This is a genomic window from Sulfurimonas sp. CVO, assembly GCF_009883775.1.
Classification (GTDB): domain Bacteria; phylum Campylobacterota; class Campylobacteria; order Campylobacterales; family Sulfurimonadaceae; genus Sulfurimonas; species Sulfurimonas xiamenensis.
This window is the reverse complement of the sequence record NZ_CP033720.1, coordinates 1,113,852-1,125,650: the sequence shown is the minus strand read 5'-3', so window position 1 is coordinate 1,125,650 and position 11,799 is coordinate 1,113,852. Positions and strand designations below refer to the sequence as shown.

General features: G+C 32.8%; 10 protein-coding genes. 6 read left to right on the top strand and 4 right to left on the bottom strand.

All coding sequences use genetic code 11. From position 1 onward, the window contains the following. Positions 1-6: 6 nt before the first annotated feature. The 3 genes from CVO_RS05660 (at position 7) to serA (ending at position 4,483) form a co-directional block, all read left to right on the top strand. Positions 7-834, top strand: a complete 828-nt coding sequence (locus CVO_RS05660; RefSeq protein ID WP_159570725.1) for a 4-hydroxy-3-methylbut-2-enyl diphosphate reductase — start codon at positions 7-9, stop codon at positions 832-834. Positions 835-960: 126 nt separating this feature from the next. Continuing rightward, a complete protein-coding gene (locus CVO_RS05655) occupies positions 961-2,616 on the top strand; it encodes a 30S ribosomal protein S1 (protein WP_159570722.1) in 1,656 nt (551 codons plus the stop codon). Between the two features lie 277 nt (positions 2,617-2,893). Then, complete coding sequence (gene serA / locus CVO_RS05650) at positions 2,894-4,483, top strand: phosphoglycerate dehydrogenase (protein WP_152299169.1); 1,590 nt, start codon at positions 2,894-2,896, stop codon at positions 4,481-4,483. Between the two features lie 114 nt (positions 4,484-4,597). Here the strand turns inward: serA and CVO_RS09885 are convergent, their stop codons facing one another. Genes CVO_RS09885 through CVO_RS05630 form a run of 4 tightly spaced genes read right to left on the bottom strand, consistent with a single transcriptional unit; the run spans position 4,598 to position 10,052 of the window. After that, positions 4,598-6,280 carry an efflux RND transporter permease subunit gene (locus tag CVO_RS09885; protein ID WP_159570719.1) on the bottom strand — a complete coding sequence of 561 codons (1,683 nt, stop codon included), beginning with the start codon at positions 6,278-6,280 and terminating at the stop codon, positions 4,598-4,600. Beyond that, positions 6,273-7,862, bottom strand: coding sequence for an efflux RND transporter permease subunit (locus tag CVO_RS09880; RefSeq protein WP_159570717.1), 1,590 nt, complete (start codon positions 7,860-7,862; stop codon positions 6,273-6,275). The genes CVO_RS09885 and CVO_RS09880 overlap by 8 nt, the downstream gene beginning before the upstream one ends. A 10-nt stretch (positions 7,863-7,872) precedes the next feature. After that, positions 7,873-8,661, bottom strand: a complete 789-nt coding sequence (locus CVO_RS05635; protein ID WP_152299172.1) for an efflux RND transporter periplasmic adaptor subunit — start codon at positions 8,659-8,661, stop codon at positions 7,873-7,875. Next, positions 8,661-10,052 (bottom strand): TolC family protein, encoded by a 1,392-nt coding sequence (locus CVO_RS05630; RefSeq protein ID WP_159570714.1) that lies wholly within the window; start codon positions 10,050-10,052, stop codon positions 8,661-8,663. The genes CVO_RS05635 and CVO_RS05630 overlap by 1 nt, the downstream gene beginning before the upstream one ends. Before the next feature lie 189 nt (positions 10,053-10,241). Here CVO_RS05630 and CVO_RS05625 point away from each other — a divergent pair, with 189 nt between their 5' ends. Genes CVO_RS05625 through hisG form a run of 3 tightly spaced genes read left to right on the top strand, consistent with a single transcriptional unit; the run spans position 10,242 to position 11,799 of the window. Next, positions 10,242-10,562, top strand: a complete 321-nt coding sequence (locus CVO_RS05625; protein WP_152299174.1) for a hypothetical protein — start codon at positions 10,242-10,244, stop codon at positions 10,560-10,562. Next, positions 10,547-11,179, top strand: a complete 633-nt coding sequence (locus tag CVO_RS05620; RefSeq protein ID WP_241690941.1) for a type III pantothenate kinase — start codon at positions 10,547-10,549, stop codon at positions 11,177-11,179. Before CVO_RS05625 ends, CVO_RS05620 begins: the two co-directional genes overlap by 16 nt. Then, positions 11,173-11,799, top strand: a complete 627-nt coding sequence (hisG, locus tag CVO_RS05615) for an ATP phosphoribosyltransferase (protein WP_152299175.1) — start codon at positions 11,173-11,175, stop codon at positions 11,797-11,799. Before CVO_RS05620 ends, hisG begins: the two co-directional genes overlap by 7 nt.

The window sequence follows — 11,799 nt, the reverse complement described above, 5'->3', positions numbered from 1 at the left end:
TTAATAATGAAAATTGAATTAGCTGAGAGTTATGGATTTTGTTTTGGTGTCAAACGCGCAATAAAGATTGCTGAAGAGAATAAAAATTCTGCTACATATGGACCTTTAATTCATAACTCCAAAGAGATAGAAAGACTTGAAAAAGATTATAATGTTGGTTTGACAGATAGTCATAAAAGTTTTTCTTCAGGTGATAAAGCAGTTATTCGTACGCACGGTATACCAAAAAATGAGCTAGAAGAGCTTAAAGCAAAGAATGTAAATGTAGTAGATGCAACCTGTCCTTATGTAACAAAACCGCAGCAGATTTGCCAAGAGATGAGTGAGCAGGGTTATGATATTATTATTTTTGGTGATGAAGCTCATCCGGAGATAAAAGGTGTTAAAAGTTATGCAACTTACGGAGCTAGAGTTGTTACATCGCCAAAAGAGTTGGAAAATTTAAAGCTAAAAGAGAAGATAGCTCTTGTAGCTCAAACAACCAGGCGCGTAGAAGATTATTTAGAAATTGCAAATTATCTTATACCAAGACATAAAGAGGTAAGAGTTTTTAACACTATATGTAATGCTACTTTTGAAAACCAGGAAGCTGTTAGAAAAATCTCTAAAAAAGCAGATATTATGATAATTATCGGCGGAAAAAATTCATCAAATACAAAACAGCTCTTTAGCATTTCTCAAGACAACTGCAAAGACAGCTATCATATAGAAGATGAGAAAGATTTGGATTTTTCATGGTTTAAAGGGAAACAGTTTTGCGGTATAAGTGCAGGAGCATCTACTCCCGACTGGATTATTCAAAATGTTGTAGATACTATTGAAAAAAATCAATAAACAATAATAATTTTTTATTTTTTTTATTATTTTTTTATTTTTTATAGTTTGATTTTATATAATTAATGCAAAAATTATCAATAATTAGCTATAATCACGAAATTTTTATGTAACAGAGGATAGGTAATGGCGTTCGATAACGAATCATTTGAAGAAGAAGAAAATTTTGCAGAGATGTTTGCTGCAAGTGAGAAGCAGCAAGAGACAAGTCGTATTGTAGAAGGTGAAATTGTTGAAATCCAAGCGGATGAAAACAGAGCATTAGTAGGTGTAGGTGATAAACTAGAAGGAATTCTTAGTTTGGATGAAATCAGCGAAAATGGTAAATTGAAGTTTAATGTTGGTGATAAAATTAAAGTAATGGTAACGGGATACTATAATGAGCGTCCTAAAATATCATATAAAAAAGTTCTAGAGCAGCAAAAAACTATTGATTTTATTGATGAACACAAAGAAAACTTCGAAGATTTGGTTATTGAAGGTGTAATTACAAAGAAAAACCGCGGCGGTTATGTTGTAGAAGCAGATGATGTTTCATTTTTTATGCCTCGTTCACTTGCAGCTTTTAAAGATAGTGATGATGTCATTGGTCGTAAAATTAAAGCTCAAGTTGTTAAAATCGATGAAGATCAAAATTCTATTGTTGTATCTCGTCGTAAACTTTTCAATGATGAGCGTAAAAAGAAAAAAGAGATTATTGACAAGTTGATGGAAGAAGATACGGTTGTAGAAGGAACTATTAAAAAGATCACTAGCTATGGTATGTTTGTAGATGTAGGCGGCGTAGATGGTTTAGTTCATTATAATGAAATCAGCTATAAAGGTCCTGTTAATCCTTCAAAACTTTATAAAGAGGGTGATACAGTAACAGTTAAAGCTATATCTTATGATAAAGATAAAAGACATCTTTCACTCTCTATCAAAGCAGTTCATCCAGATCCATGGGAAGAGGTTGAGAGTGAGCTAGACGAAGGTGATACTATTACTGTAACTGTTTCAAATGTTGAAGCATACGGCGTATTTGTTGATCTAGGAAATGATATCGAAGGTTTCTTGCATATATCTGAAATCTCTTGGGATAAAAATGTTAAAAATCCTAATGATTATCTCAAAGTAGGTCAAGAGATTGATGTTGAAGTGATTGAAATCAATCCAAAGACACATAAACTTCGTGTTTCGTTAAAAAGATTATTACCAAAACCTTTTGATGAGTTTGTAAAAAACCATAAAGAAGGTGATATTGTGACAGGAACAGTTACATCACTAACAGATTTTGGTGCATTTGTTCGTATTGACGGTGTTGAAGGTCTTTTACACAATCAAGATATCTCTTGGGATAAAAATGTTAAATGCAAAGATGTTTTAAAAACCGGTGATGAAGTTGAAGTAAAGATTGCAAAAATTAATCCTGAAGATCAAAAAATATCTTTAAACAGAAAAGCACTCTTAGAGAGTCCTATTGATGCATTTGCTAAAACACATAAGGTGAATAGTATTGTAACAGGGACAATTCGTGATATCAAAGATTTTGGTGTTTTTGTATCTTTAGAAGATGGCGTTGATGCACTTATTCGTGATGAAGATCTTTCTCCACTGGAAAAGAGTGATTTAGAGATAGGTCAAGAAATAGAAGCTGCAATAGCAGTGATAGATACTCGTCGTGACCGTATTCGTTTGTCTGTTAAAAAGCTTGATTATATAAAAAACAAAGCGATACTTGAAGAGATCAATGATGATGAATCACACTCTTTGGGTGATTTAATTAAAGATAAATTTAAATAAATCAGATAGAAAATTTTAGAACAGTTTACACTCTCATTATAAGAATGGGAGTGGCTGTTTCTATTTTTCTTATTTTAATTAACTTAAATATTTTTTGTTTAAGTTGATTTGAATGAGAAAAGAGCAGGTTAAACCATATAAAAATTATTTGCACCGTTGCTAAAAATGGTTCAAAATTGCTAATTTACTCAAAAATAGAGATAAATTAAACTCTCATTTAAATGTTAAAAAATTACCAAATTTCAGCCAATATCAGGCTATATCAAGAGGATTAACAATGCAAAAACATACTATAGTTGTTTGTGATCATATTCATGAAGCTGGTTTAGAGATGCTCCGTAATGATGAAAGTATAAATTTCATAATGGCAGCTGATGAAGATAAAGTTAAATTATTAGATATTATTGAAGATGCTGATGTAGCAATAACAAGAAGTTCAACTGATGTTGATGAGAAGTTTATTGCACATGCTAAAAAAATGAAAGCAATTGTCCGCGCCGGCGTCGGTGTTGATAATGTAGATATTCCTGGATGTTCAAAAGAGGGAATTATTGTAATGAATGTTCCTACTGCAAACACTATTGCCGCTGTTGAACTTACTATGACGCACATGCTCTCTTGTATGAGAATGTTTCCATATTCACATAATCATCTAAAGCAAGATAGAGTATGGAAAAGAGAAAAATGGTATGGATATGAGCTAAAAGGTAAAAAGCTCGGCGTAATAGGTTTTGGTAATATAGGAAGCCGTGTAGCAAAAAGAGCACAAGCTTTTGAGATGGAAATTATTGCATATGACCCATATATCAATCCATCAAAAGTTACAGACCTTAATATGACTTATACTAAGGATTTCAAAGATATCTTAGCATGTGATATTATTACTATCCATACGCCTAAAAACAAAGAAACTACGAATATGATAAGCAGTGCAGAGATTGCTAAAATGAAAGACGGTGTCGTTTTAATAAACTGTGCCAGAGGCGGCCTTTATAATGAAGAAGCACTTTATGCCGGTTTAAAAAGCGGTAAGATTCGTTTTGCAGGTATTGATGTATTTATGAAGGAGCCTGCAACGAGTCATCCTCTTCTTGAACTTGACAATATTACGGTTTCTCCTCATTTAGGTGCAAATACATATGAGTCTCAATACAATATCGGAACTCAAGCTGCTGCAAATGCTATTGCTGCAGCAAAAGGTATATCATATGCGCATGCTATGAATTTACCGATTGATGAGAGCAAAATTCCTTCATTTGTAAAACCATTTTTAGAGATGGGTCAAAAAATAGGTTTTTTAGAGTCTCAGCTTAATAAATCTCAAATTGTTTCAATCAAAGTAAGCGGGCAGGGTGAAATCGGTAAATATATAGATTCTCTGGCTACTTTTGTTGCTGTCGGTGCTATGAGTCAGATTAGTGATGATACGATTAATTATGTAAATGCTGATTATATTGCACAGGAGAAGGGCATAAAGATAGAATCAGAAGCACTTCAAGATTCAACTGTTTATAAAAATTTAATTACTATAAAATTAACTACTGCAGAAGGCGGAACAACAACAATCGGTGCGACAATTTTTGATGATAATATTTTCAGAATTGTTTCAATTGACGGTTTTGATATAGAAGTGGCATTAAAAGGCGATATGATAATCCTTAAAAATAAAGATGTTCCCGGAGTAATAGGAAACATTGGCTCAACTTTAGCAAAACATAGTGTAAATATCGCTGACTTCTCGCTTGCAAGAAATGAGAAAAAAGAGGCTTTAGCTGTTATTTTAGTTGATAATATTATAAATGATGTTACGCTAAATGAGCTACTAGAGATTGAAGCTTGTATAAGTGTTCAATACGCTAGATTATAGATCTATATAAACAAATATTTTTCTTCTTATTGTTCTGGGCTTGCCCCAGAAATTTCACTAAATCTTTTTATTTTTTTTCAGGTTTACATACCCATTCGGGTATGCCCTAAAATTTTAATCTAAATTAAAATGTCTCTTTAAATCTGCTTTATATAAAAGTATCGGAACAACCATAAGCGACGCAATAACTGCTGCGACGGTACCAAATATAAGAGCAACGCCAAGACCGCCAAATACTGCATCCCCTGCTAAAAGCGTTGAAGCAAGTATAATTGCTGCTGCTGTTAAAAATATCGGTTTTGCACGAGTTGCCGTTGCATAAGCGATCGCCTCTGCTTTATCCATATTGCGCTCTTTCATTAGTGAAGCTGTAAAATCAATTAAGAGAAGAGAGTTTCTTGAACTTATGCCGATTAAAGCAATAAAACCGATAAGAGAAGTTGCAGTTAAGAAAAATGTGTCTGCAGTAAAAAGATCCATAATCCAGTGTCCTATAATAACGCCAATAATTGATAAAAATGAACCTAAAAGAATAATTCCGCTAAGAGCATAGCTTTTATAGTAAATTACCATAAGCAAAAATATAAGCACTAGAGCAGCTATAAATGCGGCACCAAGTTCAACGAAAGTGTCAAGTGTTACTTCCATCTCTCCGTCCCAAATTAGTTTATATATTTTTTTGCTATTTTTATCAGTAAGTTTAAGATTAAATAGACCGATTTTTTCAATATCATATTTATCGCTAAATGTATTTAAAATAGTATCTCTTGCTTCAATTAATGGATAAACTTGTGAAACCATATCAGTTTCAGCGATAACATTTGTCATTTGATGAAGGTTTTTACTCATTATCATTGGATTGGATTTTTTAGGCACAATTGTTACTAACTCGGTAATTGGTGTCATCATGCCTTTTTTATTCATAAGTTTTAAAGATGATAGTTTTGCTTTAATCGCATTTATATCTTTTTTTGAAAATTTTTTAGACTCTTTGCTAAGAGAGAGATAGATAGGAATCTGATCATTAACAATGTCTGAGTTTTTAACCGCAATCTGCATACCTTCAAATGCCAAATAGAGAATGTCATTGAGTTGTTTTACATTTACGCCTGAGAGTGCAACTTTAGTGCTGTCTACTTCAACTTCAAATGTATCATAAATTTCATCTTGCATAATCTCCACATCAACAAGGCCTTCTGTGCTTTTAAAGACACCTTCAACTCTGTTGGATAATTCTCTAATACCGTTTGCATCATTTCCATATATTTCTGCAACTATCGCTGCCATTACTGGAGGTCCGGCAGGCGGTTCTACAAATGAGATTGTTGTTTTGTCATAGATTGAGGCACAACTCTTTTGAATATCGGGTCTCATTCTTTGTACCATTAAGTATGACGGCTCATCTCTATTATGTTTTTTTGAAAGATTTACAACAATTTCAGCTACATTTTCAGAGTTTTTAAAATGAGAGCCTTTAATTAGTCCTGCAAAATCCAGAGGAGCTCCCATTCCTAAAAAAACTTCAAAATCTTGAACCTCTTTCTCTTTTTTAATAAAATCAGCTACACACTCTGTTACTTCTCTGGTTTGCTCAATTGAGCTTCCTTCAGGCAGAGTTGTGTAGATTGTAAATGTATCATTGTTTTTTCCAGGAAGCATTTTTGCTAAAACTATTTTTGTCGGTGCAATCATAAGTACCGATAAAATAAAAGCCATAAGTGTTGCAAAAAGAATTAACTTCCTTTTTGTCGGACTTTGGATACCGTTAAATACAGCATTTTGAAATTTTTTAAACATTATTTTTTTCCTCGCCGTGATAATCTGGTTTTTTTAGCATTCTTGCTGCTAAGTAAGGTGTGAAAATATAAGCAACAAATAAAGACGCAATAAGCGCTACAGGAACATTGGCCGGAATTGGCTTCATGAACTGTCCCATCATCTGCCCGACAAACGCCATAGGTATCATGGTCATAATAATTGCCAGTGTTGCTATATTTGTAGGCGGACCTATCTCATCTGTTGCTTTAACCATAATATCATCCACACTTTCATGTGCAGACTCTTTTGAGTGAAAATGTCTGTGAATATTTTCTATAACAATAATTGCAGCATCAACTAAAAGTCCGAGTGAGAGTAAGAATGCAAAAAGAGTGATACGATTTATACTCTGTCCGGTTATATAAGCGATAAAAAGTGTGATAGCAAGAATTGCCGGAACAGTAAATGTAACAATAAGAGATTCTCTCCATCCAAGTACTAAAACAAGCAAAATGGCAATAATAACAATAGATAAAAGAAGATGATATACCAGTTCATTAACAGCCTCATTAGCTCTTTCACCGTCATTTCTTGTAATAGCATAATTGATTCCGTTTTCTCGTAAAAGCTCTTTATATGTTTCTAACTCTTTTTTAACGGTATCTGCTATAACAACTGCATTTGTGCCTTGAAGTTTTGATACTGTAAGTGTTACTTGATTTTGTAGAGGTGAAAATTCTCCGTTTTCATCTTTTTTGCTAATTGTCGCTGATTTGAAATTTTGTATATCATATGAGTCTGTAACTTTTGCAATCTGTTTTAAGTAGATGGGTGAACCCATATATTGGGCAATAATTATATTGCCTATATCTTCAGCGTTTTCTATGGCATTTTTAACACCAAGCATAATAATCTCATTATCTTTGGTTCTGTTTTTTATAGCCGGAACACTGTATGAAAGAGACTCTACGCCTTGAACGATTTGTCCCATGGAAATATTATATCCGGAGAGTTTATTAAGATCTACTTCAATATTAAATTGATGTTTGTTGCCGCCTTTTAATTCTGTTACCGCAACATTTTCAAGACCGTTTATATGGTGCTGTATTCTTTTTACTTTATCATAGAGTTCTGTTTTGCTCATATTTTTATCATGAGAGTAAAATGCAACTGAAAGAACAGGTATATCTACATCAATGTCTAACGGCTTGATTATAGGATTCATTGCCCCTTTTGGAAATATATCCGAGTTTTGCATTATTTTGTCATAGATTTTAAGATTTGAATCTTCTTTTTCTTCTCCGATATAAAATGCAGCATTGACAATCCCGACATTGTCCATAGCCATTGAAGTTATATTTTCTACACCCTTTACCTCTTTTAGTTTTCTCTCAAGAGGCTTAACTATTACTTTTTGAACCTCTGCTGCGCTTGCACCCGGAAGTGCAACAATAACAGTTGATCCGCTTACTACCATTTGAGGATTCTCTTCTCGTGGCATAATGTTAAGAGCTAAATACCCGATAGCAAGTAAAAAGAAACCAAGAACTATAGTAAGAGGATTTCGTATAAATCCAGATGCTAATTTTCCTGCAATATCTGATGGTTTATAAATATTCATTTTTAAAACCTTAATCTATAGTTACAGTAGCATACATACCTGGATATATGGACTCGTATACATTTTTAAATGAAATTTTTATTTTAAATGAGTGCGTCATAGGATTTGAGCTTGGTATGATTGCACTAATTATTCCATCAGTTTTAATATTTTGTGATGGAATATTAATTTCTACTTTTTTATCATACTGGATGCGATCTAGATTGTCTTCGGAGATCTCTGCAGATATTTTAAGATCAGATAGATCAGAGAGCACAAGTGCCGGCATTCCAGGCATTGCCATCTCACCTACATTTATATTTTTGCTTACAATTACGCCGTCATTTGGAGCTTTAATGTTTAAATATCGGTATTGATTCTTTACCTCTTCTAACTGAGTTTTTGCTTGAGCAACCTGTTTCTTTGCTATATCTATCATATTTGCAAGATTTTGTTCAGCTAGCATAAGGTTTTCAACTTCAAACTTTGAAACCATATCTTTTTCAAGTAATCTTTTATGTCTTTCAAGATTTAGTTTTACATTGGTATATTGGTTTTGATACATTTGAAGCGATAGTTCTGCTTGAGATATAGCCAGTTTTACCTGAGTAAGTGCAGAGTCTATCTCTTTGGAATCAATGGTATAAAGAAGCTGACCTTTTTTTACAAAATCACCTTCTGAAACTTTTACATCTGTTACAAAGCCCATAAAACGGCTTGTAATCATCTTTCTATTATCACTTATTACTGTGCCTGAGAGGGTTATGCTTTCTGCTATCAGTGAGGCTGCCAGAGCCAAAAGTAGTATAATTTTTTTCATTATTTTTCTCCATTTGCTAATTTTTCAAGTGCGAAAATTCTTTTGTTTCGTTTATTTATTGTTTCTTGCAGTTGCAATATTTTTTGAATCTGTTCGGATTGTTTAATTATTACATCACTCATAGAAACTAGTTTTTCTTTGTATCTTGCTTCATAGTTTTTGTAAATTTCATCAGCTAAAAGCAACTCTTTTCTTAGTGATTCTATATCTTTTTCATAACTTTTTATCTCAGTTCTTATTTCATCAATTTTAAGGGCGATACCATTGTTTGCAAGAGCTACCTGTGTTTTGGTCTTTAGATATTCAAGTCTTGATTTCTCAACATTTGCGCTGTCTGCTCCACCGTTAAATATATTCCATGTAAGTCTTGCGCCAATTGTGTATGACTTATGATCGTCAGCATCGCCTAAAAATGTATTATCGGCAGTTGCAATTTCTGCAAAAGCTCCAACCATTGGATAATAAGATGATTCTGAAACATCAACCATTCTTTTTTGAATAGCAAGTCCGGTATTTGCTTTTTGAATATCTAAATTGTTATTTATAATATCGCTGTTTGAGATAGAGGGCATATGCATCTCAAATGATGGTGTTTGAATCGATGTCACTTTTTGATTGAGTAAAAAACTTATATAGTGATATAGAAGCTCTTTATTTGCATTCATCTGTGATATAAGTCTCTCAACATTTCCTTTTTTTGCTTTAACTTCAAGCAGATCAACTTTTTTAGCATAACCGACATCGATCATCTCTTTTGTCATGTCCTCTAATGTCTCAATATTTTTTAAAATTACACTTAAGTTTGCGATAGAGTCTTCAAGAAGCGCCATATCATAGAAACTTTTTCTTGTTTCATAAATTTTTTCATTAATAACCTGTGATTTTTCAAGTTTTTTAAGTTTTGTAACAGAGTTCATAATATCTTCATAACTTGATATTTTAAAACCGGTAAATAGAGGCACTTCATATTTTAGTTTGCTTTGGAAGTAGTTTCTTGCTTCGGGATTGTTTAAGTTTTCCGGCGGATCGGTATAGAGTCTAGAACATGCAGCCATATCACCACCTTGACATGCCGCCGAGTTAGACATGAACTCGTCTGCCCCAAAATCCCCAAAATCCGCTTCTCTTGAAGAGAGTTTAAACCCAAAAACATTTCCAGCGTCATCGCTTCTGGCAAAATCCTGAATAAAATCCAATTTTCCGTAGTGACTTGCCGAAGTGGCTTTTGCATCCTGCAAAGCAGCTTCTATATCAAATTGAGCACTTTTTATCTCTAAGTTTTGTGATTTTAAAATCTCTATTGCTTCATCTAAATTTATAGATTCCGAAGCATTTAGTAAAGATATATTAAAATAAAAACTTATAAATATAAAAGCAAATATATTTTTCATAATTATCCTTATGTACAATATTATATTAATTTCTTATTTATAGTTAATGAAATTAATACGCGTATTTTACTTGTTTTTAGAGTAAAAGTAAATGCAGATAATAAGCGAATTGAGCTTTTTTTATCTAATAAATCTAATGCTAAAGCATTATTTGTTAAAATACTATGTTTTAACAAAAAGGTAAAAAAAATGCAAATGGTAGTTGATTCTTTGAGAAAAAAAGGAAAGATTTATAAAAAAATGCAAGAGATTACACCAAAAGAGCTTGGTATAAGAAACAAAATAAAAATATTTAAGGCGACAGATGTCAGCGGATATTTTTGGGCGATTTTTGCAATAAGTCAAAAAAGTAAACTACTAATGAAAGATGTACATAAATTTGAAGAGATATATGCAAAGTTAACTCTATTTTGTTCTCATAATTTTAAGCATAAAATTATTTTTATAGATGCGCCGATCTGCTCAAAGGCCAAAGATGCATTTATGCAGCAGGGGTGGAAAATTCAATAATGATTTTGTGTGATATTGGAAATACAACATACCATTTTCTTGATAAAGAGAGAGAGTACAAAGAGAGTGTCAAACTTTTTGACCCGTCATCTTTTAAAGACATAGTTTTTTATATCTGCGTAAATGTTGAGGCAAAAAAGCTTTTAAAGCATTTAAAAAATTGGATTGATTTATCACAATATATTGATTTTTCAAAATATTATGCAACTATGGGTATCGATAGAATCATGGCATGTGAAGCGATAACTCAAGGGGTTGTTGTTGATGCAGGCAGTGCTGTTACGGTAGATATAGTAAAAAATTCAAAATTTGAAGGCGGTTTTATCTATCCTGGAATCAAAGCAATAGGTAAAACTTATAAAAATATATCAAATGCACTTGATTACTCATTTAATTTTGAGCTTGATTTGGATAAAATGCCAAAAAATTCTCGTGACGCCATAAGTTATGGTTACTTAAAACTGCTGCAAAGCGAAGTAAAATCATACAATATGGATATATATCTAACCGGCGGAGATGCCAAAGAGTTTGTAAAAATATTTCCAGACTCATTTGTAGATGAGATGCTGCTATTTAAAGGAATGAAAAATATTATGAAAAAGGCTGATATATGCTAACAGTTGCACTTCCAAAAGGTCGTATTGCACAAGAAACTTTAGAAATTTTTGAGACCATTTTCGGTGACAGTTTTGCATTTGATGACAGAAAACTTATATTAGAGACTCCAAAGTTTCGTTTTTTACTCGTAAGAAATCAAGATGTTGCGACCTATGTCTTTCACCAAGCAGCAGATATCGGTGTAGTGGGACTTGATACGCTTGAAGAGCAGGGGCTTGACATTATCCGCCTTTTAGATTTGAAACGCGGTATCTGTAAAGTCTCTATTGGGATGAAAAAGGGTGATGTTTTTGATCTTAATAAACCTGAAATCAAAGTGGCATCAAAAATGGTAAATATTACAAAACGGTACTTTGAAGAGCGTGCGGTTTCTGTTGATATTATTAAACTCTATGGCTCGATTGAACTGGCACCGCTTATCGGGCTTGCAGATATGATAGTAGATGTTGTTGAAACCGGTGCTACAATGAAGCAAAACGGGCTTGAAGTTGTTCAGGATATTATGACATCATCAACTTATCTTATTGCAAATAAAAACAGCTATATCGCAAAAAAAGATGAAGTTTTAGATATATATGAAAAGATAAATGCGGTTGTAGAAGCTGAGAGAAAATCATAG